At 60.1% G+C, this 25,072-nt stretch carries 22 protein-coding genes; 11 read left to right on the top strand and 11 right to left on the bottom strand.

Annotated features, from left to right (window positions below; genetic code table 11):
* Positions 1–91 precede the first annotated feature (91 nt).
* From AWU82_RS15525 to AWU82_RS15495, 7 genes are all read left to right on the top strand, one after another.
* Positions 92–1,579: a gamma-aminobutyraldehyde dehydrogenase gene (locus AWU82_RS15525; RefSeq protein ID WP_084777023.1), complete on the top strand. Its 1,488-nt coding sequence runs from the start codon at positions 92–94 to the stop codon at positions 1,577–1,579.
* 82 nt (positions 1,580–1,661) lie between these two features.
* A complete protein-coding gene (gene ydcS, locus AWU82_RS15520) occupies positions 1,662–2,813 on the top strand; it encodes a putative ABC transporter substrate-binding protein YdcS (protein ID WP_064382398.1) in 1,152 nt (383 codons plus the stop codon).
* 201 nt (positions 2,814–3,014) lie between these two features.
* Positions 3,015–4,052, top strand: coding sequence for an ABC transporter ATP-binding protein (locus tag AWU82_RS15515; protein WP_064382399.1), 1,038 nt, complete (start codon positions 3,015–3,017; stop codon positions 4,050–4,052).
* Between the two features lies 1 nt (position 4,053).
* Positions 4,054–4,989, top strand: coding sequence for an ABC transporter permease (locus AWU82_RS15510; RefSeq protein ID WP_064382400.1), 936 nt, complete (start codon positions 4,054–4,056; stop codon positions 4,987–4,989).
* Positions 4,979–5,788 (top strand): ABC transporter permease, encoded by an 810-nt coding sequence (locus AWU82_RS15505; protein WP_007954663.1) that lies wholly within the window; start codon positions 4,979–4,981, stop codon positions 5,786–5,788. Before AWU82_RS15510 ends, AWU82_RS15505 begins: the two co-directional genes overlap by 11 nt.
* 164 nt (positions 5,789–5,952) lie before the next feature.
* Complete coding sequence (locus tag AWU82_RS15500; RefSeq protein ID WP_064382401.1) at positions 5,953–7,377, top strand: gamma-aminobutyraldehyde dehydrogenase; 1,425 nt, start codon at positions 5,953–5,955, stop codon at positions 7,375–7,377.
* Positions 7,378–7,590: 213 nt separating this feature from the next.
* A complete protein-coding gene (locus AWU82_RS15495) occupies positions 7,591–9,075 on the top strand; it encodes an APC family permease (protein WP_064382402.1) in 1,485 nt (494 codons plus the stop codon).
* A 58-nt stretch (positions 9,076–9,133) separates the two neighbouring features.
* Here the strand turns inward: AWU82_RS15495 and AWU82_RS15490 are convergent, their stop codons facing one another.
* Entirely contained in the window at positions 9,134–9,691 is a 558-nt protein-coding gene (locus AWU82_RS15490) for a hypothetical protein (protein ID WP_064382403.1), read from the bottom strand.
* Positions 9,692–10,193: 502 nt separating this feature from the next.
* On the opposite strand from AWU82_RS15490, the gene AWU82_RS15485 reads away from it, so the two are divergent.
* Complete coding sequence (locus tag AWU82_RS15485) at positions 10,194–10,679, top strand: BRO-N domain-containing protein (RefSeq protein WP_064382404.1); 486 nt, start codon at positions 10,194–10,196, stop codon at positions 10,677–10,679.
* 55 nt (positions 10,680–10,734) lie between these two features.
* On the opposite strand, the gene AWU82_RS15480 is transcribed toward AWU82_RS15485, so the two are convergent.
* Positions 10,735–10,920: a hypothetical protein gene (locus AWU82_RS15480; protein WP_007954656.1), complete on the bottom strand. Its 186-nt coding sequence runs from the start codon at positions 10,918–10,920 to the stop codon at positions 10,735–10,737.
* 403 nt (positions 10,921–11,323) lie between these two features.
* On the opposite strand from AWU82_RS15480, the gene AWU82_RS15475 reads away from it, so the two are divergent.
* Positions 11,324–12,955, top strand: coding sequence for a glucan biosynthesis protein D (locus AWU82_RS15475; RefSeq protein ID WP_190241482.1), 1,632 nt, complete (start codon positions 11,324–11,326; stop codon positions 12,953–12,955).
* Positions 12,956–13,073: 118 nt separating this feature from the next.
* Here AWU82_RS15475 and AWU82_RS15470 read toward each other — a convergent pair whose 3' ends face one another.
* The 4 genes from AWU82_RS15470 to AWU82_RS15455 form a co-directional block, all read right to left on the bottom strand.
* Complete coding sequence (locus AWU82_RS15470; RefSeq protein WP_064382406.1) at positions 13,074–13,607, bottom strand: GNAT family N-acetyltransferase; 534 nt, start codon at positions 13,605–13,607, stop codon at positions 13,074–13,076.
* Positions 13,608–13,699: 92 nt separating this feature from the next.
* A complete protein-coding gene (locus AWU82_RS15465) occupies positions 13,700–14,806 on the bottom strand; it encodes an NADH:flavin oxidoreductase/NADH oxidase (RefSeq protein WP_011332626.1) in 1,107 nt (368 codons plus the stop codon).
* A 231-nt stretch (positions 14,807–15,037) separates the two neighbouring features.
* The gene (gene recJ, locus AWU82_RS15460; RefSeq protein WP_064382407.1) at positions 15,038–16,747 is read right to left on the bottom strand and encodes a single-stranded-DNA-specific exonuclease RecJ; all 1,710 of its coding nucleotides are present in this window, start codon (positions 16,745–16,747) and stop codon (positions 15,038–15,040) included.
* 54 nt (positions 16,748–16,801) lie between these two features.
* The gene (locus tag AWU82_RS15455) at positions 16,802–17,344 is read right to left on the bottom strand and encodes a YaeQ family protein (RefSeq protein WP_011332624.1); all 543 of its coding nucleotides are present in this window, start codon (positions 17,342–17,344) and stop codon (positions 16,802–16,804) included.
* Positions 17,345–17,490: 146 nt separating this feature from the next.
* On the opposite strand from AWU82_RS15455, the gene AWU82_RS15450 reads away from it, so the two are divergent.
* On the top strand, positions 17,491–18,690 hold the full coding sequence (locus AWU82_RS15450; protein ID WP_064382408.1) for a CaiB/BaiF CoA transferase family protein: 1,200 nt from the start codon (positions 17,491–17,493) through the stop codon (positions 18,688–18,690).
* A 13-nt stretch (positions 18,691–18,703) separates the two neighbouring features.
* On the top strand, positions 18,704–19,597 hold the full coding sequence (locus AWU82_RS15445) for a TIGR02285 family protein (protein WP_170928953.1): 894 nt from the start codon (positions 18,704–18,706) through the stop codon (positions 19,595–19,597).
* 174 nt (positions 19,598–19,771) lie between these two features.
* Here the strand turns inward: AWU82_RS15445 and AWU82_RS15440 are convergent, their stop codons facing one another.
* From AWU82_RS15440 to AWU82_RS15420, 5 genes are all read right to left on the bottom strand, one after another.
* Positions 19,772–20,053, bottom strand: coding sequence for a DUF3509 domain-containing protein (locus AWU82_RS15440; protein ID WP_064382409.1), 282 nt, complete (start codon positions 20,051–20,053; stop codon positions 19,772–19,774).
* Positions 20,054–20,218: 165 nt separating this feature from the next.
* Positions 20,219–20,626: a response regulator gene (locus tag AWU82_RS15435; RefSeq protein WP_064382410.1), complete on the bottom strand. Its 408-nt coding sequence runs from the start codon at positions 20,624–20,626 to the stop codon at positions 20,219–20,221.
* Between the two features lie 118 nt (positions 20,627–20,744).
* Complete coding sequence (locus AWU82_RS15430) at positions 20,745–22,115, bottom strand: transporter substrate-binding domain-containing protein (RefSeq protein ID WP_190241586.1); 1,371 nt, start codon at positions 22,113–22,115, stop codon at positions 20,745–20,747.
* 119 nt (positions 22,116–22,234) lie between these two features.
* A complete protein-coding gene (gene thrC, locus AWU82_RS15425; RefSeq protein WP_064382412.1) occupies positions 22,235–23,644 on the bottom strand; it encodes a threonine synthase in 1,410 nt (469 codons plus the stop codon).
* A gap of 109 nt (positions 23,645–23,753) precedes the next feature.
* Entirely contained in the window at positions 23,754–25,058 is a 1,305-nt protein-coding gene (locus tag AWU82_RS15420; RefSeq protein ID WP_011332618.1) for a homoserine dehydrogenase, read from the bottom strand.
* Positions 25,059–25,072 lie beyond the last annotated feature (14 nt).

The following is a 25,072-nucleotide window of genomic DNA, read 5'->3' as shown; positions in this document are numbered from 1 at the left end:
CACCTTCAGTATTTAGAATTTGTCGACCCCGGAGCCGCGCACTAGTCTTGCTGCATCTATAAGACGGTCGGCTCCCGGAACAGGGAGCAACATGGCCATACAAGAAAAGAGATCACGGAAAATGGCTGGCGCGCAGACCCACATGCACACCGCGTTGCTGATCGACGGCGAACTGGTCGCTGGCCAGGGTTTTGTCGAACCGATCCTCAAACCGGCCACCGGCGAAGTCCTGACTCAGATCGCCGAAGCCAGCACCGAGCAAGTCGAAGCCGCCATCCTTGCCGCCCACAGCGCCTTTGCCGAGTGGTCGCGCACCACCCCGCAACAACGTTCGAACCTGCTGCTGGAAATCGCCAACGCCGTCGAAAAACACGCCGATCACCTCGCCCGTCTCGAAGCCCTGAACTGCGGCAAGCCGCTGCATCTGGCGCGGCAGGACGATTTGACCGCCACGGTCGATGTGTTTCGCTTCTTCGCCGGCGCCGTGCGCTGCCAGACCGGCCAGCTCAGCGGCGAATACGTGCCGGGCTACACCAGCATGGTGCGCCGCGATCCGATTGGCGTCGTCGCCTCGATTGCACCGTGGAACTACCCGATCATGATGGCCGCGTGGAAGATCGCCCCGGCCCTCGCCGCCGGCAATACGCTGGTGTTCAAACCGTCCGAGCACACGCCGCTGTCGATTCTGGCACTGGCTCCGGCGTTGGCCGAAATCCTGCCGCGCGGGGTGATCAACATTGTCTGCGGTGGCGGCGAAGGGGTTGGCAGTCACTTGGTCGGGCATCCGAAAGTGCGCATGGTGTCGCTGACCGGCGATATCGTCACCGGCCAGAAAATCCTCCAGGCCGCCGCAAAAACCCTTAAACGCACCCACCTCGAACTCGGCGGCAAGGCTCCGGTGATCGTCTGCAACGACGCCGACCTCAAAGCCGTGGTCGAAGGCGTGCGTACTTATGGCTATTACAACGCCGGGCAGGATTGCACGGCGGCTTGCCGGATTTACGCCCAGGCCGGGATTCACGACAAATTGGTGGCCGAACTCGGCGCGGCGGTCAGCAGTCTGCGTTTTGCCGGCAAACGCGATGCGGATAACGAAATCGGCCCGCTGATCAGCACCCGTCAGCGCGACCGCGTGGCCAGCTTCGTCGAGCGCGCCCTCGGCCAGCCGCACATCGAGCGGGTGACCGGCGCGGCGGTGCATTCCGGCGCCGGGTTCTTCTATCAGCCAACCCTGCTGGCCGGTTGCAAACAGAGCGATGAAATCGTCCAGCGCGAAGTGTTCGGCCCGGTGGTGACCGTGACCCGCTTCGACGAACTGGCGCAAGCGGTGGACTGGGCCAATGACTCCGAATATGGCCTCGCCTCGTCGGTCTGGACCCAGAATCTGGACAAGGCAATGCAGGTCGCCGCACGCCTGCAATACGGCTGCACCTGGATCAACAGCCATTTCATGCTGGTCAGCGAAATGCCCCACGGCGGCCTGAAACGCTCCGGCTACGGCAAAGACTTATCCAGCGATTCGCTACAGGACTACAGCGTGGTGCGGCACATCATGGCCCGCCATGGCCAGCATCTCTGACTACGCTAATAACAAGCCGCTAACGGCATGCTTCACCGCGTTCACAACTGCCCCGACCATAATTTAAAGAAGAGGGTTCACCATGTTCGTGCACAAGACCGCACTGTTCAGTGCAATCACCACGGCCCTGCTGGCCAGCGCCAGCCTGCAGGCTGCCGAGCCGCTGAAAGCCGTCGGCGCCGGCGAAGGCCAGCTGGATATCGTCGCCTGGCCCGGCTACATCGAACGCGGTGAAAGCGACAAGGCCTACGACTGGGTGACCGGTTTCGAGAAGGAAACCGGCTGCAAGGTCAATGTGAAAACCGCCGCCACCTCTGACGAAATGGTCAGCCTGATGGCCAAGGGCGGTTACGACCTGGTGACGGCGTCGGGCGATGCGTCGTTGCGGTTGATCGTCGGCAAGCGTGTGCAGCCGATCAACACCGCGTTGATCCCGAATTGGAAGTCCCTCGACCCGCGCCTGAAAGACGCGCCGTGGTACGTGGTCAACAACCAGACCTACGGCACCCCGTACCAGTGGGGCCCGAACGTGCTGATGTACAACACCAACGTCTTCAAGACTGCGCCGACCAGCTGGAACGTGGTGTTCGACGCGCAGAACCTGCCCGACGGCAAGCCGAACAAGGGCCGCGTGCAGGCTTACGACGGCCCGATCTACATCGCCGATGCGGCGCTCTATCTGAAGTCCACCAAGCCTGAGCTGGGGATCAAGGATCCGTACCAACTCACTGAAGATCAGTACAAGGCGGTGCTGGAACTGTTGCGCGCCCAGCAGAAGCTGATCCACCGCTACTGGCACGACACCACCGTGCAGATGAGCGACTTCAAGAACGAAGGCGTGGTCGCGTCCAGCGCCTGGCCGTACCAGGTCAACGGCTTGATCAACGAGAAACAGCCGATCGCGTCGACCGTGCCGAAAGAAGGCGCCACCGGTTGGGCCGACACCACCATGCTGCACGCCGAGGCCAAGCACCCGAACTGCGCGTACAAGTGGATGGACTGGTCGCTGCAGCCGAAAGTCCAGGGTGATGTGGCGGCATGGTTCGGTTCGTTGCCGGCGGTTCCGGCGGCTTGCCAGGGTAGCGAGCTGCTGGGGGCCGAGGGGTGCAAGACCAACGGGTTCGATCAGTTCGACAAGATCGCTTTCTGGAAAACCCCGCAGGCTGAGGGTGGGAAGTTTGTGCCGTATAGCCGGTGGACGCAGGACTACATTGCGATTATGGGCGGTCGCTGACACGCCGCTCTAGCCCGATCGTTCCCACGCTCTGCGTGGGAATGCATCACCGGACGCTCCGCGTCCATTCGCAAGAGCTGACGCAGAGCGTCACGGGCTGCATTCCCACGCAGAGCGTGGGAACGATCAATTCGAATACTGTTTTTCAGAAGTCCAGGCAGGGCCGCTGCGACGGCCTTCGCCTTTTCGGAGCACCGCATCATGACGCTTGCAGTCCAGTTCACCAATGTTTCCCGGCAGTTCGGCGAAGTGAAGGCCGTTGACCGGGTTTCCATCGACATCCAGGACGGCGAGTTCTTTTCCATGCTCGGCCCTTCCGGTTCGGGCAAGACCACGTGCCTGCGCCTGATCGCCGGGTTTGAGCAACCGAGCGCTGGCTCGATCCGCATTCACGGCGCCGAAGCCGCCGGTCTGCCGCCTTATCAACGCGACGTCAACACGGTGTTTCAGGACTACGCGCTGTTCCCGCACATGAACGTGCTGGACAACGTCGCCTACGGTTTGAAAGTCAAAGGCGTGAGCAAAACCGAGCGCCACAAACGCGCCGAAGAAGCCTTGGACATGGTCGCCCTCGGCGGCTACGGCACGCGTAAACCGGTGCAGTTGTCCGGCGGTCAGCGCCAGCGTGTTGCCCTCGCCCGCGCGCTGGTCAATCGCCCGCGAGTGCTGTTGCTCGACGAACCGCTGGGCGCCCTCGACCTGAAGCTGCGGGAACAGATGCAGAGCGAACTGAAGAAGCTCCAACGTCAGCTCGGCATCACCTTCATCTTCGTCACCCACGATCAGACCGAAGCGTTGTCGATGTCCGACCGCGTGGCCGTGTTCAACAAGGGTCGCATCGAGCAGGTCGATACGCCGCGCAATCTGTACATGAAACCCACCACGACTTTCGTCGCCGAATTCGTCGGCACCTCGAACGTGATTCGCGGCGATCTGGCGCGCCAGCTCAGCGGTCATCCGCAGCCGTTTTCGATCCGCCCGGAACACGTGCGTTTCGCCGAAGGTCCGCTGGCCAGCCACGAGATCGAAGTCAGTGGTCTGCTCCACGACATTCAATATCAGGGCAGCGCCACGCGCTATGAACTGACCCTGGAAAACGGCCAGACCCTGAGCATCAGCCAGGCCAACAATCAGTGGATCGACAGCAGCGCGCAGCACCAGACCGGTCAGCGCATCAGCGCTCGCTGGGCGCGGGAAGCGATGATTCCGTTGCACGACACCGTTGCGAGCGGGGTGTGACATGACCGCCCTCGCTATTCCTCAATCGGCGCCGTTGCGCAGGTTTTCCAACCTGCTCTATCGCAAGCCGAATCTGTATCTGTCGATGCTGCTGGTGCCGCCGCTGTTGTGGTTCGGCGCGATCTATCTGGGCTCGCTGCTGGTGCTGTTGTGGCAAGGTTTCTACACCTTCGACGACTTCACCATGGCGGTCACGCCCGACCTGACCCTGGCCAACTTCGCGGCGCTTTTCCAGCCGTCGAACTTCGACATCATCCTGCGCACCCTGAGCATGGCCGTCGTGGTGTCGATCGCCAGCGCCATCGTCGCATTCCCGATTGCCTACTACATGGCGCGCTACACCAGCGGCAAGACCAAGGCATTTTTCTACATCGCGGTGATGATGCCGATGTGGGCCAGTTACATCGTCAAGGCCTACGCCTGGACGCTGCTGCTGGCCAAGGGCGGCGTGGCGCAGTGGTTCGTTCAGCACCTGGGGCTGGAGCCGGTTCTGCAGTTCATTCTGGGGATTCCCGGTGTCGGCGGCAGCACCTTGTCGACCTCGCACCTGGGGCGGTTCATGGTGTTCGTCTACATCTGGCTGCCGTTCATGATCCTGCCGATCCAGGCCTCGCTGGAGCGCCTGCCGCCGTCGTTGCTGCAAGCCTCCGCCGATCTCGGGGCCAAGCCGCGCCAGACTTTCATGCAGGTGATTCTGCCGCTGTCGGTGCCGGGGATTGCTGCCGGTTCGATCTTCACGTTTTCGCTGACCTTGGGCGACTTCATCGTGCCGCAACTGGTGGGCCCGCCGGGCTACTTCGTCGGCAGCATGGTCTACGCGCAACAGGGCGCAATCGGCAACATGCCGATGGCCGCAGCGTTCACGCTGGTGCCGATCGTGCTGATCGCAATCTACCTGTCCATCGTCAAACGACTGGGGGCCTTCGATGCACTCTGAAAAGGCTTCAATAGGCTTGCGCATTGCAGCCTGGGGCGGGCTGGTGTTTCTGCACTTCCCGATCCTGATCATCTTCCTCTACGCCTTCAACACCGAAGACGCGGCGTTCAGCTTTCCACCGAAAGGCTTCACGCTGCACTGGTTCAGTGTGGCGTTTTCGCGGCCTGACGTGCTGGAAGCGATCAAGCTGTCGTTGCAGATCGCGGCCATCGCCACACTGATCGCGATGGTGCTCGGCACCCTCGCTTCCGCTGCGCTTTATCGCCGGGATTTCTTCGGCAAGCAGGGCATTTCGCTGATGCTGATCCTGCCTATCGCACTGCCGGGGATCATCACCGGGATCGCGTTGCTGGCGACTTTCAAGACGTTGGGGATCGAGCCGGGAATGTTCACCATCATCGTCGGCCACGCGACCTTCTGCGTGGTGATCGTCTACAACAACGTCATCGCCCGTCTGCGCCGTACCTCGCACAGTCTGATCGAGGCGTCGATGGATCTCGGCGCCGACGGCTGGCAGACCTTTCGCTACATCATCCTGCCGAACCTCGGCTCGGCGCTGCTCGCCGGGGGCATGCTCGCGTTTGCGCTGTCGTTCGATGAAATCATCGTCACCACCTTCACCGCCGGCCATGAACGCACCTTGCCGCTGTGGTTGCTCAACCAGTTGAGCCGCCCTCGGGACGTGCCGGTGACCAACGTCGTGGCGATGCTCGTGATGCTGGTGACCATGCTGCCGATCCTCGGCGCCTACTACCTGACCCGGGGTGGCGAGAGCGTGGCCGGCAGCGGCGGCAAATGAATATCTAACAAACACCACAACTCCCTGTGGGAGCTGGCTTGCCAGCGATGACGGTGTGTCAGCCGCCATCAATTTTGAACGGGATGGCCTCATCGCGGGCAAGCCCGCTCCCACAGGATTCTCGATTCGGCCAGAAAAATAAAAGTGCTAGTGAGGACAACAACATGCAAACCAAACTCTTGATCAACGGCCAACTGGTCAACGGCGAAGGCCCGGCGCAACCGGTGCTCAACCCGGCGCGCGGTGACGTGCTGTTGGAAATCAACGAGGCCACCGAGGCCCAGGTCGATGCCGCCGTGCGCGCCGCCGACAGTGCCTTCGCCGAATGGTCGCAGACCACGCCGAAAGACCGTTCGCTGTTGCTGCTCAAACTCGCCGACGCCATCGAAGCCCACGGCGAAGAACTGGCGAAACTGGAATCGGACAACTGCGGAAAACCCTACAGTGCCGCGCTGAACGACGAGATCCCGGCAATTGCCGACGTGTTCCGTTTCTTCGCCGGTGCCAGCCGTTGCATGAGTGGTTCGGCCGGTGGCGAATACCTGCCCGGCCACACCTCGATGATCCGCCGTGACCCGGTGGGCGTGATCGCCTCCATCGCGCCGTGGAACTACCCGCTGATGATGGTCGCCTGGAAAATCGCCCCGGCCCTCGCCGCCGGTAATACCGTGGTACTCAAGCCGTCGGAACAAACCCCGCTGACCGCGTTGCGTCTGGCCGAACTGGCGTCGGACATTTTCCCGGCGGGTGTACTCAATCTGGTGTTCGGGCGTGGACCGAGCGTGGGCAGCCCGTTGGTAACTCATCCGAAAGTGCGCATGGTGTCGCTGACCGGCTCCATCGCCACCGGTTCGAACATCATTTCCAGCACCGCCGACAGCGTCAAACGCATGCACATGGAATTGGGCGGCAAGGCGCCGGTGATCATCTTCGACGACGCCGACATTGATGCGGCGGTCGAAGGCATTCGCACCTTCGGTTTCTACAACGCTGGCCAGGACTGCACCGCGGCGTGCCGGATCTACGCCCAGCAAGGCATCTACGACAAGTTCGTCGAGAAGCTCGGCGCGGCGGTCAGCAGCATCAAGTACGGCTTACAGGATGATCCGTCGACCGAACTCGGGCCGCTGATCACCGCCCAACATCGCGACCGCGTGGCCGGGTTTGTCGAACGCGCCGTGGCGCAACCGCACATTCGCTTGATCACTGGCGGCAAGGCTGTCGAAGGCAACGGTTTCTTCTTCGAACCAACGGTGCTGGCCGACGCCCAGCAGGACGATGAGATCGTCCGCCGCGAAGTGTTCGGGCCGGTGGTGTCGGTGACCAAATTCACCGATGAAGCCCAGGCGCTGGAATGGGTCAACGATTCGGACTACGGCCTGGCGTCTTCGGTGTGGACGGCGGATGTAGGACGCGCCCATCGCCTGTCCGCGCGGTTGCAGTACGGCTGCACCTGGGTGAATACCCACTTCATGCTTGTCAGCGAAATGCCTCATGGCGGTCAGAAACTGTCCGGCTACGGCAAGGACATGTCCATGTACGGGCTGGAGGACTACACCACGGTTCGGCATGTGATGTTCAAGCACTAAAAGCATCGCTGGCAAGCCAGCTCCCACAGGGTTCAGTGCAGCTCTAGTGGGAGCTGGCTTGCCAGCGATGGCGTCACTCCGGTTTCAGGAAGAAAACCGGCATTACGCACCACCAGGCATTCAAAACAATAACTACCGATCCGGGCGGCGCTCACCAAGCCCCGCCACGGTTTCGGCCATCCGAAATCTGCCGATTTCACGGAGCAAACACACATGAGTGCATCACCCGAACTCTCAGCCGCCGTTGCCGACAGCGATGCCGAACAACTGCGTCAACTGGGCTACACCTCCAACTTCAACCGCAGCATGAGCCTGTGGGAAAACTTCGCACTGGGCTTCACTTATCTGTCACCGGTTGTAGGGGTTTATACCCTGTTCGGCCTGTGTCTGGCCGCTGGCGGGCCACCGATGTTCTGGGCTTATTTGCTGGTCGGCTGCGGTCAGTTGCTGGTGTGCCTGATCTTCGGCGAAGTGGTGTCGCAGTTCCCGATTTCCGGCGGTGTCTATCCTTGGGCGCGTCGCTTGGTGGGCAAGAAATGGGCATGGATGGTCGGCTGGATCTACTCCATCGCCCTGTGCGTGACCATCGCCGCCGTTGCGGTCGGTGCCGGCCCGTACCTCGCCGCCATGCTGGGTTTTGAGCCGAGCAACAACACCAACATCGTCATCGCCCTGGTGCTGACGCTGTTCGCCACCCTGGTGAATCTCAGCGGCACCAAAGTGCTGGCGCGGATCGCCATGTTCGGCTTCCTCTGCGAACTGGTGGGCGCGGTGATCGTCGGCGTGTACCTGCTGATTTTCGAGCGTCACCAACCGATCAGCGTGCTGTTCAACACCTTCGATATCAGCGTCGACGGCTCCTACCTGCCGGCATTCCTCACCGCTTCATTGGCGGGGATGTTCCTCTACTACGGCTTCGAAGCCTGCGGCGACGTCGCCGAAGAAACCCCGAACCCGAGCGCAAAAATCCCGGTGGCCATGCGCATGACCATCTACATCGGCGGCATCGCGGCAATGTTCGCTTGCCTGGCGCTGATCCTCGCCGTGCCGGACATGCAAGCGGTGATCAACGGCACCGACAAAGACCCGGTCACCACCATCCTCAACAATGCCTTCGGCCCGGTGGGTTCGAAAGTGGTGATGGGCGTGGTGATGATTTCCTTCATCTCCTGCGTCATCAGCCTGCAAGCGGCGGCAAGTCGTCTGCTGTATTCCTACGCTCGCGATGAAATGGTCATCGGCAGCCGACTGCTGAAAAAGATTTCTCCTACGACCCAGGTGCCGGTTGCCGCCCTGTTCGTGTCCGGCGTCCTGCCCGGCCTGATCATCGCCCTCGGCTTATTCCTGCAAGACGCCGTGGCCACCATCGTCAGCTTCGCCGCCATCGGCATCTACCTCGCGTTCCAGATGATCGTCCTCGCCGCCCTGTACGCCCGCAGCAAAGGCTGGAAACCCAGCGGCAAGTTCACCCTCGGCGCCTGGGGCTGGCCGGTGAACATCGGCGCGCTGGTGTACGGCGTCGGCGCAATCATCAACATGGCCTGGCCCCGCACCCCGGATGCGGCGTGGTACATCAACTACGCGATGGTGCTGAGCACCGCGATCGTGATTGGGCTGGGGCTGGTTTATATGTGGATTGGCAAGCCGTATGACCATGGGAAGGCGCCGGCTGGGGATGCTTGGAAGGTGGGTCGGTAAAAGATTTTGGCCCCGGCACCGATAGAGTGCCGGGGTTCAAGAAAGCCGACGCAAAACATCAAAAGAAAAGCTCGGACTGATCGTATTTCAGCGAAGAAATACGATCGAACAGTTTGATTTTTTCGTTGGCTTTTTGCTTGGCGTGGTCAGACATGAATGCAATCAACTCTTCGAGCTGATTGACGTCACCCACCACTTTGAATTCCTTCTCCTTGTTGACGAAGACAAGGGACTTCTTCTTTCTCGACAACAGTTCTATGACGTTGCTGAGCGTACCGGTGCTCTTCGCATCCCATATCATCAAGCCGTAGTCAGCGGCTTCGGCCATCACCACGTCTTTCTCGGTGAAGAAGGCCCTCGATCCTTTGGAGTGTTTGGAGTCCACTGTTCTGGCGGGCCACTGTCCGAGGTTGTTCCGCGGTGCTGGACCACTACAGAACACTGTAGTTTTGGATCGCTCAAGACTCAGCAGATATTCCTGAATGGAGGTATCGGCACCACCTGCATCACCAACGACCACCTCGAATTCAGACGCAACGATATTACTGATACGCTCCTTAACCTTCGGATCAAGGTTCTTGATATTGATAGAGCCAGCAATAAATACAGTCGTCATTGAATTCACTTCCAGGTTAGCGCCGCTACGTAGATCTTCCCCACCTTCGGAAGAATCCTTTGAGCTGCCGCCCCCCACGGGGGATGCCGGAGATTCATAAAGGAAAAATCACGCTTCAGGTGCAGTCTGGCTGGCGGCCATACAAAAACAGGCATTTCCTACAGATGCAGGCTTCAAGAAGAAGCCACATTTCCTACGCTACGCGTCCACAGCGTAGACTTGGAGCCGCTAGCGCCTGACCGATAGGCTTTATCCCGTCGCTGCCCAATCAGCGGCCCGGGGTCGAAGCCGGTACATCATCAACATGGCGCAACTGCGTCCTCCATAGAAACCGAGGCTTTTTTGCCTTTCGGATTCGCGTTATGGCGGACCGTGTGGCGCGGGCCTCTCGGCTTCCATGTTGATCGAGAATGTTCCGACTTCGAACGCCGCACGGTTCGCCACCCAAATCTGTCGAAGGATTAGTGGCGGCTCTCATTTCAACATGGAGTAGAAATTGACTATGCACGCGCCAAATTCACCAGAGACCCAGACGCACTTTATCCCTACGGTCTTCACCCGCCACAACCGCTTCCTCCACGCCCTCCTGCTTGATCATCAAGCCTGGTTCTGCGCTCAAGATCTGGGCCGCATGATGGGCCATCCCTTGAACCCACGCGTCACGCTCAAACTCGACCCCGACCAACGCCGCACCGTTCGGCTGCGCAAGTACGGCAAAGTTGTCGAGACACCGATGGTCAGCGAATCCGGCATGTATGCGCTGCTGGTTCATCATTTCATCCCGGAAAACCGCAATCTGCGCCAATGGCTGAGCAATGAGGTGATTCCCATCCTGCGGGAAACCAGCTCAGCAATAGCGGAAAACTGCCCGAGCCTGAGCTCGATGCATTGGGCGGGCGTCACTGTGCCGCTGCTGCACTGGCAACAACAGGCCTGGGTGAAATGGCGGGACATGCCTGAGTTGATGCAGGCACAGCGTCCACGGTAAACCTCAAGAATGAAAAAGGGACGGACTTCACAGTCCGCCCCTTTGGTTTTTCACTTCAAAACCGCGAAACACTCCTCATCGCATCCACCAGATACCGCATCGCAATCCGGTCGCTTTCCGACAACTCCCGATAACGCTCCACCAGTTTCAGTTCATCGGGACTGAGCCGGCGTCTTCGCCGGACGTTGGTGAGGCAGGGAAAGATGCCCAACATTTCGGTGATGCCTTGTCCTTTTGTCATGGACGATGTCCTTTTCCAGTACGTCAGAAATTTTCGAAAACCGCATCGCCCTGCTCCTTTAAGCAGCGATTTGAGCCCTGCCGGTCGGATGAGTCGTGACCGGCGATGCCCATAGAATAGTAATTAAATCGGCGCTGAAAAGTGGTTTTTAGAGTAATTAGTCGAAAAAAGCAGATATGCCCTATAAATCAGAAAAGACTGTGGGATAAGTAACCGTAACGTCTTGTTTCATTGAGACGCTGTCGCCGTGATATCAATGAATTTTGCAAAATCGGCGAACCGATTAAGCTAGCGGGCATCTGTTACTAGTCCGTAGCGTTTGGCCGAAGGCTTGTCCGAACCGTAATTTCTGATCCAGTACGTGCCAGGAACGGCGCGGGATTGTCCACGACAGGTTGTATTTATGCACCGCAGGAATTTGCTCAAAGCGTCCATGGCCATTGCGGCTTACACCGGCCTTTCCGCCTCCGGCCTGCTCGCCGCACGCGCCTGGGCCGCCTCTGGCGGTGCCGCCGACGGTGAAGCACAGGCTTTCGACTTCGAAACGCTGAAGCGTCAGGCCAAACAACTGGCCGGCAACGCCTATCAGGACACCAAACAGGTGCTGCCGCCGACCCTGGCGACCATGACCCCGCAGAACTTCAATGCGATCCGCTACGACGGCGAGCATTCGCTGTGGAAGGAGAACAAGGGTCAGCTCGATGTGCAGTTCTTCCACGTCGGCATGGGTTTCCGTCAGCCGGTGCGCATGTACAGCGTCGATCCAAAGACCCGCACGGCCCGCGAGGTGCATTTCCGCCCTCAGCTGTTCAACTATGAGAACACCTCGGTCGACACCCAGCAGCTCAAGGGCGATCTGGGGTTTGCCGGTTTCAAGCTGTTCAAGGCGCCGGAACTGGATCGGCATGACGTGGTGTCGTTCCTCGGCGCCAGCTACTTCCGCGCGGTGGATGCCACTGGCCAATATGGCCTCTCCGCCCGTGGCCTGGCCGTGGACACCTACGCCAGGAAACGCGAAGAATTCCCTGACTTCACCAAGTTCTGGTTCGAGACGCCGGATCAGAACGCGACCCGCTTTGTGGTCTACGCCCTGCTCGACTCGCCGAGCGCGACCGGCGCCTATCGCTTCGACATCGATTGCCAGGCTGAGCGCGTGGTGATGGAAGTCGATGCTCACATCAACGCCCGCACCGCCATCGAACAACTGGGCATCGCGCCGATGACCAGCATGTTCAGTTGCGGCACCCACGAGCGCCGGATGTGCGACACCATCCACCCGCAAATCCATGACTCGGATCGTCTGGCCATGTGGCGCGGCAACGGCGAGTGGATCTGCCGCCCGCTGAACAACCCGGCAACCCTGCAATTCAACGCCTTCGCCGACACCGATCCGAAAGGTTTCGGTCTGGTGCAGACCGACCACGAATTCGCCAACTATCAGGACACCGTCGACTGGTACAGCAAGCGCCCGAGCCTGTGGGTAGAACCTACAACCGCGTGGGGCGAAGGCTCTATCGATCTGCTGGAAATTCCTACAACCGGCGAGACACTCGATAACATCGTTGCGTTCTGGACGCCAAAGAAACCGGTAGCCGCCGGCGATTCGCTGAACTACGGCTACAAGCTCTACTGGAGTGCCCTGCCACCGGTCGGCACACCACTGGCGCGGGTACATGCGACCCGTTCCGGCATGGGGGGCTTCGTCGAAGGCTGGGCTCCAGGCGAGCATTATCCGCCGGTCTGGGCCCGTCGTTTTGCCGTGGACTTCACCGGTGGTGGGCTTGATCGCCTGCCACAGGGCACCGGGATCGAACCGGTGGTCACTTGCTCCAACGGCAAGGTGCAGGACTTCAGCGTGCTGGTGCTGGATGACATCAAGGGCTACCGGATCCTGTTCGACTCGTACTCGACCAATGACAGCGTGGAGCCGGTTGAACTGCGTTTGTTCATTCGAACCAACGACCGCACGCTGAGCGAGACCTGGTTGTACCAGTACTTCCCATCGGCGCCGGTCAAGCGCAAATACCCTGGATGATTCTCTGACGTCGGATTGGGCCTCATAGCTGGCAAGCAAGCTCCCACATGGATATCGATTGATCACAGAGTTTGTGTACAACCGAAAACCTGTGGGAGCGAGCTTGCTCGCGATGGCGTCACTCCAGGCGACAGTAAAAGTGGATATCGTGAGGTTCGAGTGCAAACAGCTCGGGATCCGGTTGCGCCAGCAACCGGCAACCCTGGCGCTGATAGAACTCCACGGTATTGCGCGACTCGGTCGCCGAGACGTACAGCGCCTCGGCGCCGATCCTCCGACCATGGGCGCAGGCCAAGGCAAACAACCGCCCGCCCAGCCCCTGTCCACGCCAGCCGCGGCTGATGTGCAGAAACTTCAACTGCCGCATCTTCAAACCCTGATTGTGAATAACCCGGTTATCCACAACCACTGCCGCCACCAGCGTCTCGCCATCGAAAATCCCGTGTAGCCACCCACCGCTGCGCCAGCATTTTTCCAATACCCGCGCATTTTCCTCCGCCTCCCCTTCGGGCCAGCCGCGCATGTCGAAACGCGCCGGATACAGAATCAACTCACCGTTTTCCACGCGATAGCATTCTTCGACCAACTCGCTGCGGTCGATCAGCGCCAGCAGCGGCAAGTCAGACTCAGTCAGCTCACGTTCGATCAACATCGCGTTCCATTCCTTTGCAATTCCGTACGGCAGGCAAGAAAAAAACCCGCCAGTTCAATGGCGGGTTTTATAGGCTTTGCGGCGGGTCGGAATCAATCCCGCAGATCAGACTCGTGAATCGGCTGATCCCGATGGGTCGCACGCTGATACTGCGCCGGCCACACCGCTTTGCGTCCCCCCAGGTCATCGTCGGCGTGCAGCGGCCAGTACGGATCACGCAGCAGCTCACGGGCGAGGAAGATGATGTCGGCCTGACAGGTCCGCAGAATGTGCTCGGCCTGGGCCGGCTCGGTAATCATTCCCACGGTGCCGGTGGCGATACCTGACTCCTTGCGCACTCGTTCGGCGAAGCGCGTCTGATATCCCGGCCCCACGGGGATTTCCGCGTTGACTGCCGTGCCGCCCGATGACACATCGATCAGATCAGCCCCCAAGGCTTTCAGGCGTCGCGCCAGCTCCACGGTTTCATCGGGATTCCAGCCGTCTTCCACCCAATCGGTAGCCGAAAGGCGCACGAACACCGGCAGTTCTTCCGGCCACACCGCGCGTACCGCCTCGGTCACTTGCAGCACCAGGCGAATACGGTTTTCGAACGAACCGCCATACTGGTCGCGGCGCTGATTACTCAGCGGTGATAGAAACTGGTGCAGCAGATAACCGTGCGCCGCATGCACCTCGACCACACTGAAACCGGCGGTCAGCGCACGTTTGGCTGCGGCCACGAAATCCTGAATGACCTGGGCGATCTGCCCTTCATCCAGCTGTTTCGGTTGGGTGTGTTGCGGGTCAAAGGCAATCGGCGAAGGCCCCACCGGGATCCAGCCACCGTCCTCCGGTTTGACGCTGCCATGTTTGCCGATCCACGGCCGATGGGTGCTGGCCTTGCGCCCGGCGTGGGCCAATTGAATGCCGGCCACTGCGCCCTGTGCGTTGATGAAACGGGTGATGCGTTGCAGGGGTAGGATCTGTTCGTCGTTCCACAGGCCCAGGTCTTCGGCGGTGATCCGCCCGTCGGCCGTGATTGCCGTGGCTTCGGTAAACACCAGGCCAGCGCCCCCCACGGCACGACTGCCGAGGTGCACCAGATGCCAGTCATTGGCCAGGCCATCGACGCTGGAATACTGGCACATGGGCGACACGGCGATGCGGTTGGACAGGGTCAGTTGGCGAAGGGTAAAGGGTTCAAGCAGCAGACTCATGGGGCACCTCTCAAATCAGTGGGCAGGCTCCAGGGTTCTGTTTGAAAAGTCGACGAGTGACAGGAAAAAGGTGCAGCACCCGCCCCCGCGGGCAAAAAATTCGACAAGACGTCACAAGGCCAATCAAGCAGTGCTTAGAGCCTAGTCGACATCCGGGGATGAGGGAGGGTTCCGAAATGAAACAGCACAATTGAAGATGCCTGCGCCCTTCAGTAAAGGGCGCAATGATCTTTAGCGCGGCTCGATATGAGCAATCATCAACTGCACGGTCTCATTGCCGCGAAACTCGTTGAGGTCGAGCTTGTAAGCCAGTTCGACCCATTTGATCGTCGGGTTCGGCCAGATATCGCGATCAATCCCGAACGCGATGCCATCAAGCTTCACCGAACCGCATTCGGTTTTCAGCACCACTTTCAGGTGCCGCTCACCCACAACCCGCTGCTCGACCAACTGGAACACCCCGTGAAACAGCGGTTCTGGAAAATGCTGGCCCCATGGCCCGGCGTGGCGCAGGGCACGAGCCAGCTCCAGATGAAACTCCTCGACCGCCAGCGTGCCGTCCGACAGCAGGCGCCCGGTCAGGTCCTCTTCGCGAAGTTGCCTACGCACCTCGGCGTCGAAGGCCTCGGCAAACAACGAAAAATTCTCCTGCGGCAAGGTCAGACCGGCCGCCATCGCATGGCCACCGTACTTGCTGATCAGATCCGGATGTTGTGCCGCGACCACGCTCAGCGCATCACGAATATGGAAACCCTGCACCGAACGGCCCGAGCCCTTGAGCAGGCCGTCGCCGGCATCGGCGAAGGCGATGGTCGGGCGGAAATACCGCTCCTTCATCCGCGAAGCCAGGATACCGATGACGCCCTGGTGCCATTCCGGATCGAACAGGCACAAACCGAACGGCATCGACTCGACCGGCAAGTCCTTGAGCTGGGCCAGCGCTTCACGCTGCATGCCTTGCTCGATGGATTTGCGGTCCTGATTCATGCCGTCCAGTTGTGCGGCCATTTCCCGGGCCAGCGCAGGGTCGTGGGTCAGCAGGCATTCGATGCCCAGGCTCATGTCATCCAGACGTCCCGCCGCGTTCAGGCGCGGGCCGACGATAAATCCGAGGTCGGTAGACGTAATGCGCGAAGCCTCACGCTTGGCCACTTCCAGGATCGCCTTGATCCCCGGCCGCGCACGTCCGGCGCGAATTCGCTCCAGACCCTGGTGCACCAGAATCCGGTTGTTGGCATCCAACGGCACCACGTCGGCAACGCTGCCCAGCGCCACCAGATCCAGCAGTTCGCCGATGTTTGGCTGCGGCTTGTTCTCGTACCAGCCAAGGCTGCGCAGACGTGCACGCAAAGCCATCAACACGTAGAAAATCACCCCGACCCCGGCCAGCGCCTTGCTCGGGAACTCGCAGCCGGGCTGGTTCGGATTGACCAGTGCATCGGCCTGCGGCAGTTCATCGCCGGGCAAGTGGTGGTCAGTAATCAAGACCTTCAGGCCATGGCGCTTCGCGGCCGCGACACCTTCAACGCTGGAAATACCGTTGTCGACGGTGATCAGCAACTGCGGCTCGCGGGTCATCGCGACTTCGACGATTTCCGGGGTCAGGCCGTACCCGTATTCGAAGCGGTTTGGCACCAGATAATCGACGTGCGCCGCGCCCAGCAGGCGCAAACCGAGCACGCCCACGGTGCTGGCCGTCGCGCCGTCGGCGTCGAAGTCGCCGACGATCAGGATCCGCTGCCGCTGCTCCAGCGCTGTCACCAGCAGGTCAACCGCCGCATCGATCCCTTTGAGCTGCTGGAACGGAATCAGCCGCGCCAGGCTCTTGTCCAGCTCCGCCTCGGACTGCACGCCCCGCGCCGCATACAGGCGGGTCAGCAGGGGTGGCAGTTCACCGAGAAACGGCAGAGTGGCGGGCAACGGGCGAGGATCGATACGCATGGGGTGACAGGAGCTTCTCTTGAATACGTGGGATTTTTCCGGAGTAGCGCGGACTTAACCGCGCTCACCCTGCAGCCAGGTGAGCTGGACTTCGTGTTGGCCACGGTCATCGGTGACGAAGATCGTGCCTTCGCTGATCATTACGTCCCACTTGATGACGCGGGGCATGTCCTTGGCCAGGGTTTCCAGCACTTCCTGCGGGACTGCGGCAATGTTGACGTTCTTCAGGTTCTTGATTGCCGGAATCACTTTGCCTTCCCAGACGCGCAGGCTGCCGTAGGCCAGCAGACTGGTGCGCTCGGTGCGACGGGAGCACCAGGTCAAGCGATCGGCGTCCGGTTGGCCGACTTCGATCCAGTGCAGGACACGGTCGTCCAGGCTCTTTTCCCACAGCGCAGGTTCATCCACGTCCGACAGACCACGACCGAACGACAGTTGCTCGTTGTACCAGAGCGCGTAGGCCAACAGCCGCACGGTCATGCGTTCTTCGGTTTCCGAAGGATGGCGGGCGATAGTCTGCTTCACGTTCTCGTAGACGCTACGGTCGAGGTCGGTGAGGTTCAGTTCGAATTTGTAGGTAGTGGACGGCTGGGCCATGAACGGGCTTCTTGATACGAGGAAAGTCGGCAAGTCTAACCGATGCTGTAGGCAATCCACGAATTGATGGCGATCAACCTTGCGCGACTGACAGCCGGCTATGTTAAAACGCTGTATCTGCTCAGCCTTGTCCTACAGGATCTCGCATGCCGTTCGCCAACAAACCGCTCAGCGGTCTGAAAGTCATTGAATTGGGTACTTTGATTGCCGGGCCGTTTGCCTCGCGCATCTGCGGCGAGTTCGGCGCCGAAGTGATCAAGATCGAGTCGCCGGATGGCGGTGATCCATTGCGCAAATGGCGCAAATTGTACGAAGGCACATCGCTGTGGTGGTTCGTCCAGGCGCGCAACAAAAAGTCCCTGACGCTGAACCTGAAACACCCTGACGGCCTGGCGATTCTGAAAAAACTGCTCGGTGAAGCCGACATTCTGATCGAGAACTTCCGCCCCGGCGTACTGGAAAAACTCGGCCTGAGCTGGGAAACCCTGCACGCGCTGAACCCGAAACTGGTGATGGTGCGCCTGTCCGGTTTCGGCCAGACCGGGCCGATGAAAGATCAGCCAGGTTTCGGTGCGGTCGGCGAATCCATGGGCGGCCTGCGCTACATCACCGGTTTCGAAGACCGCCCGCCGGTACGCACCGGGATTTCCATCGGCGATTCGATTGCGGCTTTGTGGGGCGTGATCGGCGCGTTGATGGCCTTGCGTCATCGCGAGGTCAACGGCGGTCTCGGTCAGGTGGTCGATGTGGCGTTGTACGAAGCCATCTTCGCCATGATGGAAAGCATGGTCCCGGAGTTCGATGTGTTCGGATTCATTCGCGAGCGTACCGGCAACATCATGCCGGGCATCACACCCTCCTCGATCCACACCAGCGCCGACGGCAAACACGTGCAGATCGGCGCCAACGGTGATGCAATCTTCAAGCGCTTCATGCTGATCATCGGCCGTGAAGATCTGGCCAATGACGCGGCGCTGGCCAGCAATGACGGGCGCGACACTCGCCGCGACGAGCTATACGGCGTGATCGACCGCTGGGTCAATTCGCTGCCGCTGCAAACCGTGCTGGACCTGCTGAACGAGGCGGAAGTGCCCGCCAGCCGGATCTTCAGCGCCGAAGACATGTTCAACGATCCGCAGTACCTGGCCCGGGAAATGTTCCTGCAGGCCAAACTACCGGACGGCAAACCCTTCAAGATGCCAGGCATCGTGCCGAAACTCTCTGAGACACCCGGCTCGTCCGAATGGGTCGGACCGCAGCTCGGTGAACACAATGCGCAGGTACTCCACGATCTTGGCTACGACGAGAAGCAGATCGCCCGGCTTCGCGAAGACGGAGCCATCTGAGCTGAATCGCCTGATGCCCTCGGCCTCGAACCGCGCCCACCATTGGTGGACCTGGCGGTTGTTCGGCCTGCTATTCCTGCTGGTGCTGCCGGCGTGGGCGCAGGCCAAGCCAACGCTGATCTGGCTGCTGCGCGACCTGCCGCCGCTGACGATCTTCGAGGGTCCGAAAAAGGGCCAGGGCGTTATCGATCAATTGATGCCGATGCTGATTGCCGGCATGCCGCAATACGAACACACCTTGATGCGGGTCAATCGCGCCCGTGGCACTCAAATGCTGCATGAACATCCCTTCGCCTGCGATCCGTCGCTGATCTGGAACAAGGAACGGGCGCAATGGATCGCCTTCTCCATCCCCGCGTTTCGCGCTGTCAGCAATGGGCTTGTGGTGCGTCGGAAAGATCGCGAAGTGCTGGAGCCGTTTCTGGTCGACGATGAAGTCGACCTGTCGGCATTTCTGGCCAACGGCGAGCGAAAAGTCGGCGTGGTAGCCGAGCGCAGCTATGGCGAGTACATCGATGCACTGCTGCGCCAGGCGCCGAATGGCGCGTTGACACCCCATTACGGTAACGACGCACTCAGCAGCCTGTTGTCGATGCAGCGCCTGGGGCGTTTACAGGTGGTCCTGGGTTACTGGCCGGAAATCCGTTATCAGGCGCGGCAGGCCGAGATAGCCGAGGACGAATTGCTGTTCTTTGCAATTCGCGGCACAGACAAGTACCTGTCCGGCCATGTCGGCTGTACCGACACGACGGCGGGTCGACAGGCGATTACCGAGATCAATCAACTGTTGCGCACCCTGCCCCACGAGCATCTTGACCGGCTCTACGCCGACTGGCTTGACCCCGAGAGGCGTCAGGACTATCTGGAACAGGCGCGGATTTTCTTTCAGCAACAAGCCGCGCAGTGAAATCCGGGCAAAAAGAAACCCCGAGAAGTGGGGAGACGACTCGGGGTTAAACGTGGTCTGTATCAAAGACCCGTAGCAGCAAGCGACAAACACCGGAGCACAATGCTTGCTCCTGCTGTTACGGGGTCTGACTGATCTGGATGCAGGAAGGTTCCCACAAATGAATAATCAGTTTCAGAGGGCCGGGTGCTTGTCGAGGGCTGCGTTTCGCAACGCGGCGATCACACAGGGTTCCAGCCGGCCTTCGGCAATCAGGATGTCACGGTGCAGGCCGTCAACCACATCCGTCAGCTGGCGCTTGTCGCTCAGTTGCGCCTGATTGAATTCTCGCTCCACCACGATCGCGCCGCTGCCATTCTTCAAGGTCACCAGGCATTCGCCGTGGCGCCCCCGAGGGGTCAACGTCACCTGATACGGGCTCAGAGCCTCACCGAGCAATAGACTGATACTTTCCATCTCGATCTCCACTCAATAGTCCGAAAACACAGTGTCTGGGGCGTGTTCACTGTAAATGACCACCGGCCCGAGAGGAAAGTTCTGCCGGTCACCGGCCTCTCCCGGAGCGTCACCCGGCCTGACGAAGCATGCAGGCTGAAGATGACAGAAAAATAACCGTCCGCCTCATGCACTGAGCGGATGTCGGGGTGGCGACAGGTAGGTGTCCAGCAACTTGCGCATCAGCACCGCCGAAACCGGCGTAGGCAGCTTGCCCAGAAGCCTCACCCCGTCGTCCTCCACGAGGCTCTCCAGATCGGCCAGCAGGCTGGGGGCTACCGTCCCCAGCAAAATCAATGCTCGTGCCCTTTGTCGAACGACCAGATGGGTAATCAGGGCCAGTCCGTCACCGCCCTTGAGCTGGGGATTGCATATGGCGATATCGACCGCGCCGCGTCGTTCAAGTGAACGCTTTGCCGAATCCAGCGTAGGGGCGGTCAATACATCGTAGATGCCGATGGCGTTGAGCATCTGGTGCAACGCCATCAACTGGAACGGATCGGGTTCAAGCAGCAGTATTTTGAGCGAGCGCATGGGACGACCTCTGAAGCGACAAGGGCGGATTCTCGCCGCAGTGGCCTGTCACTCTAGGGCAGTCGTCCTAAGCCTCCCATCGGAAAAGTAATCAGGTTTTATAGGACTTTTCCCAACTTCAATGCGGACACCGACAACCGTTTTCCTTCCGCCGCTGGGTGATATCCGTCCAGCCACCCAGCAGACCGCGCAGCTTTCCGTCAGCACTGTAAAAGGGCACCGTCCATTGGTAAATCTGCCGCAGGCCACCCTTGAACAATAAATGCCGCTTGCAGAAGCGCGTCTTGCGCGTATGCATTTGCAACATGAACTCGTCGTGCAGCATCAATGCGGTAGCCTGTGGCAGTGCATCAAACTCGAACAGCATGCGTCCCAGCACCTGCTCCTGCCGGACCGAAAGCGCATCCTCATAACTTCGGTTGCACATGAGCAATCGGCCCTGCAGGTCACGAACGAACACCGGGTCGGGCATCGCATCGATCAATGCGTGCTGAAAGGCCAGTTGATCGCCCAGGTCCTTTTCCGCCTCACGTCGCTGCTTCACTTGGGCCGCCAGTCGACGGTTCCACACTATCGACAGCAGGCCAAACAGGCCCAGAACGCCCATTGCCCAGCAGCCCCACTCGATCATTCGTGCGCCGATCGAGGGGGCGGGCAAAGGGGAAACGCCTGCCAGCCATTTAAGACGCATGGACCGCAGCTCAGCCACCGAGAAAGCGCCCAAAGCCTTGTTGAGGATGCTCAGAAGCTCTGGCATTCCCTTGCGCACGGCCAGATGATCAGCCTCCCACTTGCCCTCCACCAGACCACCGACCTTGAGCAGGCCGCAAGGAAAAAGCTGAGCACCTATCTCGTTTTCGATGGTGCCGTAGGCCTCGCCACTCTCGACCAACGCGCGCGCTTCGCCATAGGTCTTGACGGAGCGGATTTCAATCGACGGGTAGTCGCGCCGGATACCTTCCTCCAGCGCATGCCTGCCCGACAGCACCAGAACACGCTTGGCCAGGGTTTCAAGCGACTGAATTGCAGCCTCGCCAGCATGCACGACAAACACCCACCCCGCCCCACCGAACCCATGACTGAAGTCCAGAAATGCCCGGCGCTCTTCGTTCATCGCCAGTGTCGTGCTGATGTCCGCGACACCACTTTGAAGCCGTTCGAGCATGTGATCGGTGGAGAACGACTCCTGATGGACGAACTGCAGTCCGGTCATGGCGCTGATGTGTTTGAGCACATCGTTGTTCAAACCGCTCCATTGGCCATGTTCATCCTGAAACAGATACAGCGGGTATTGCACCGACGCCACAGTCACCCGGGGGTTATCTCGAATCCACTGACGCTCATGCTCATCCAGTTCGATGGGCTTAACAGCCTCCACCGCATCGGCATGCTTCGCCAGATGGGCTGATTCGCTCCACTGCGACAGCCCGAAGCCCCCCAATAAAACCAACCAGCACAGCCCTGGTTTCAATCCTGAAAAAAACCGCATTGCCACATCCTTCATCATCGACTCGCCCGTCCTTCGTAGGCGAAACGCGCGCAGTGTGGCATGCAAAAACAAGAAAGCCCGTCAGGAGACGGGCTTCAAAATGTGACAGCTTTGCGCGCTTAAAGAGGCTTGCCGCGGTTGCCATGCTGACTGACAAAGGCCTGCACGGCTTTGAGCTCATTCGGCAGCACAGTGCAGCGCTCTTCTCTCTCAAACAAATCAGAAAGATGTGCAGGTAGTTCGAGAGCTTTTCCTACACCGGCTTTCTCCACCGCGTCCGGGAACTTGACCGGATGCGCCGTGCCCAGAATCACCATCGGAATGTCCAGGCTGCGACGGCATTCGCGAGCGGCTTTCACGCCAATCGCGGTGTGCGGATCCAGTACTTCACCGGTCTGTTCGTAGACTTCGGCGATGGTTTCGCAGGTTTGCGCATCGTCCACGGCCAGCGAATCGAACAACTTGCGAGCCTCGGTCCAGCGTTCCTGTTCGACGCTGAAACCGCCGCCCTGCTTGAACGAATCCATCAAGCCGGCAATCGCCGCGCCGTTGCGACCGTGCAGGTCGAACAGCAGGCGTTCGAAGTTCGACGAGACCATGATGTCCATCGACGGCGACAGCGTGGCGTGCAGGGTTTCCTTGACGTACTGGTTGCCGCTCATGAAGCGGTGCAGGATGTCATTGCGGTTGGTGGCGACGATCAACTGGTTGATCGGCAGGCCCATGTTGCGCGCCAGGTAACCGGCGAAGATGTCGCCGAAGTTACCGGTCGGCACCGAGAACGACACCGAACGCGCCGGGCCACCCAATTGCAGGGCCGCGTGGAAGTAGTAGACGATCTGGGCCATGATCCGCGCCCAGTTGATCGAGTTCACTGCAACCAGGCGAGTGCCCTTGAGGAAGCTCTGGTCGGCGAAGCTGGCCTTGACCATTTCCTGGCAGTCATCGAAGTTGCCTTCGATGGCGATGTTGTGGATGTTCTCACCGAGGATGGTGGTCATCTGCCGACGTTGCACTTCGGACACACGGTTGTGCGGGTGCAGGATAAAGATGTCGACGTTTTCGCAATGCTTGCAGCCTTCGATGGCGGCCGAACCGGTGTCACCGGAAGTGGCGCCGACGATCACCACGCGCTCGCCGCGCTTTTCCAGCACGTAGTCGAGCAGGCGACCGAGCAGTTGCAGGGCGAAGTCCTTGAACGCCAGGGTCGGGCCGTGGAACAGCTCCAGCACCCATTCGTTGCCGTTCAGCTGACGCAGCGGCGCAACGGCGTTGTGGGCAAACACACCGTAGGTTTCTTCAAGAATCTTTTTGAAATCGGCGTCCGGAATGCTGCCGGTGACGAACGGGCGCATCACGCGGAAAGCCAGCTCGTGATACGGCAGGCCGGCCCAGGAAGCGATTTCTTCCTGGGTGAAACGTGGCAGGTTTTCCGGGACGTACAGACCGCCGTCGGTGGCGAGACCGGCCAGCAGGACGTCTTCGAAATTCAGGGCCGGTGCCTGGCCGCGGGTACTGATGTAACGCATAGGGGCAAACCTTCGGTTTGAGCTTCAAGCTACGAGTTACAAGCTTCAAGTAAAAGCCGGACTGCTTTTCTCTTGTCGCTTGCAGCTCGAAGCTTGCAGCTGTTTCTGTTTAGTTCAAGTGCTCGACACGGATCCGCACAACCGGACCGACCACGCCCGCCAGCGCTTCGAGGGCGGCGATCGCGTCGTTGATGTGCTGCTCCAGCACGCGGTGGGTCAGCAGGATCATCGGCACCAGGCCGTCGTGTTCCTCGACTTCCTTCTGCATGATCGACTCGATGTTGATGCCGCGCTCCGAGAGGATGCTTGCCACCTGAGCCAATACGCCCGGATGGTCCTTGGCCTGAATGCGCAGGTAGTAGGCGCTTTCGCAGGCTTCGATCGGCAGGATCGGATGAGCCGACAGCGAGTCCGGCTGGAAGGCCAGGTGCGGCACGCGGTTTTCCGGGTCGGAGGTCATGGCGCGAACCACGTCCACCAGATCCGCGATCACCGACGAAGCGGTCGGCTCCATGCCGGCGCCAGCGCCGTAGAACAGGGTTGAACCGGCAGCGTCACCGTTGACCATCACCGCGTTCATCACGCCGTTGACGTTGGCGATCAGGCGATCGGCCGGGATCAGCGTCGGGTGTACGCGCAGCTCGATACCGGCGGCGGTGCTGCGTGCCACGCCCAGGTGCTTGATGCGGTAGCCCAGCGCTTCGGCGTAGTTCACGTCGGCGGTGGTCAGCTTGGTGATGCCTTCGGTGTAAGCCTTGTCGAACTGCAGCGGAACACCGAATGCGATCGAGGCCAGGATCGTCAGCTTGTGCGCGGCGTCGATGCCCTCGACGTCGAAGGTCGGGTCGGCTTCGGCGTAGCCCAGCGCTTGCGCCTCGGCCAGCACGTCTTCGAAGGTGCGACCCTTCTCGCGCATTTCGGTGAGGATGAAGTTACCGGTGCCGTTGATGATCCCGGCGACCCAGTTGATACGGTTGGCGGACAGGCCTTCACGGATCGCCTTGATCACTGGAATGCCACCGGCTACCGCCGCTTCGAACGCCACGATCACGCCTTTCTCGCGTGCCTTGGCGAAAATTTCATTACCGTGAACGGCAATCAGAGCCTTGTTCGCGGTGACCACATGCTTGCCATTCTCGATGGCCTTGAGTACCAGCTCGCGGGCAACGGTATAGCCGCCCATCAGCTCTATGACGATGTCGATCTCAGGGTTCGTGGCCACTTCGAAGACATCGTTGGTAATCGCAATACCGGTCGTCTGGAACTGAGGCTTTGGCGTGCGCATGGCAATTTGTGCCACTTCGATTCCACGCCCGGCACGACGAGCAATTTCCTCGGCGTTGCGCTGAAGTACGTTGAAGGTTCCGCCACCGACGGTCCCTAACCCACAGATGCCTACTTTGACCGGTTTCACTGTGAACTCCCCAT

The sequence above is a fragment of the Pseudomonas glycinae genome (assembly GCF_001594225.2).
Taxonomy (GTDB): domain Bacteria; phylum Pseudomonadota; class Gammaproteobacteria; order Pseudomonadales; family Pseudomonadaceae; genus Aquipseudomonas; species Aquipseudomonas glycinae.
Note: the sequence above shows the minus strand (reverse complement) of the source record. Positions and strands in the feature narration are given on the sequence as shown.

What these genes read in the sequence shown, in the direction of transcription:
- AWU82_RS15465 (WP_011332626.1), bottom strand. Translation starts at nt 14,806, where the DNA reads ATGAGTCTGCTGCTTGAACCCTTTACCCTTCGCCAACTGACCCTGTCC.
- AWU82_RS15525 (WP_084777023.1), top strand. Translation starts at nt 92, where the DNA reads ATGGCCATACAAGAAAAGAGATCACGGAAAATGGCTGGCGCGCAGACC.
- AWU82_RS15450 (WP_064382408.1), top strand. Translation starts at nt 17,491, where the DNA reads ATGCCGTTCGCCAACAAACCGCTCAGCGGTCTGAAAGTCATTGAATTG.
- AWU82_RS15480 (WP_007954656.1), bottom strand. Translation starts at nt 10,920, where the DNA reads ATGACAAAAGGACAAGGCATCACCGAAATGTTGGGCATCTTTCCCTGC.
- AWU82_RS15440 (WP_064382409.1), bottom strand. Translation starts at nt 20,053, where the DNA reads ATGGAAAGTATCAGTCTATTGCTCGGTGAGGCTCTGAGCCCGTATCAG.
- ydcS (WP_064382398.1), top strand. Translation starts at nt 1,662, where the DNA reads ATGTTCGTGCACAAGACCGCACTGTTCAGTGCAATCACCACGGCCCTG.
- AWU82_RS15515 (WP_064382399.1), top strand. Translation starts at nt 3,015, where the DNA reads ATGACGCTTGCAGTCCAGTTCACCAATGTTTCCCGGCAGTTCGGCGAA.
- AWU82_RS15470 (WP_064382406.1), bottom strand. Translation starts at nt 13,607, where the DNA reads ATGTTGATCGAACGTGAGCTGACTGAGTCTGACTTGCCGCTGCTGGCG.
- AWU82_RS15485 (WP_064382404.1), top strand. Translation starts at nt 10,194, where the DNA reads ATGCACGCGCCAAATTCACCAGAGACCCAGACGCACTTTATCCCTACG.
- AWU82_RS15475 (WP_190241482.1), top strand. Translation starts at nt 11,324, where the DNA reads ATGCACCGCAGGAATTTGCTCAAAGCGTCCATGGCCATTGCGGCTTAC.
- AWU82_RS15510 (WP_064382400.1), top strand. Translation starts at nt 4,054, where the DNA reads ATGACCGCCCTCGCTATTCCTCAATCGGCGCCGTTGCGCAGGTTTTCC.
- AWU82_RS15455 (WP_011332624.1), bottom strand. Translation starts at nt 17,344, where the DNA reads ATGGCCCAGCCGTCCACTACCTACAAATTCGAACTGAACCTCACCGAC.
- recJ (WP_064382407.1), bottom strand. Translation starts at nt 16,747, where the DNA reads ATGCGTATCGATCCTCGCCCGTTGCCCGCCACTCTGCCGTTTCTCGGT.
- AWU82_RS15495 (WP_064382402.1), top strand. Translation starts at nt 7,591, where the DNA reads ATGAGTGCATCACCCGAACTCTCAGCCGCCGTTGCCGACAGCGATGCC.
- thrC (WP_064382412.1), bottom strand. Translation starts at nt 23,644, where the DNA reads ATGCGTTACATCAGTACCCGCGGCCAGGCACCGGCCCTGAATTTCGAA.
- AWU82_RS15430 (WP_190241586.1), bottom strand. Translation starts at nt 22,115, where the DNA reads ATGCGGTTTTTTTCAGGATTGAAACCAGGGCTGTGCTGGTTGGTTTTA.
- AWU82_RS15445 (WP_170928953.1), top strand. Translation starts at nt 18,704, where the DNA reads ATGCCCTCGGCCTCGAACCGCGCCCACCATTGGTGGACCTGGCGGTTG.
- AWU82_RS15435 (WP_064382410.1), bottom strand. Translation starts at nt 20,626, where the DNA reads ATGCGCTCGCTCAAAATACTGCTGCTTGAACCCGATCCGTTCCAGTTG.
- AWU82_RS15500 (WP_064382401.1), top strand. Translation starts at nt 5,953, where the DNA reads ATGCAAACCAAACTCTTGATCAACGGCCAACTGGTCAACGGCGAAGGC.
- AWU82_RS15490 (WP_064382403.1), bottom strand. Translation starts at nt 9,691, where the DNA reads ATGACGACTGTATTTATTGCTGGCTCTATCAATATCAAGAACCTTGAT.
- AWU82_RS15505 (WP_007954663.1), top strand. Translation starts at nt 4,979, where the DNA reads ATGCACTCTGAAAAGGCTTCAATAGGCTTGCGCATTGCAGCCTGGGGC.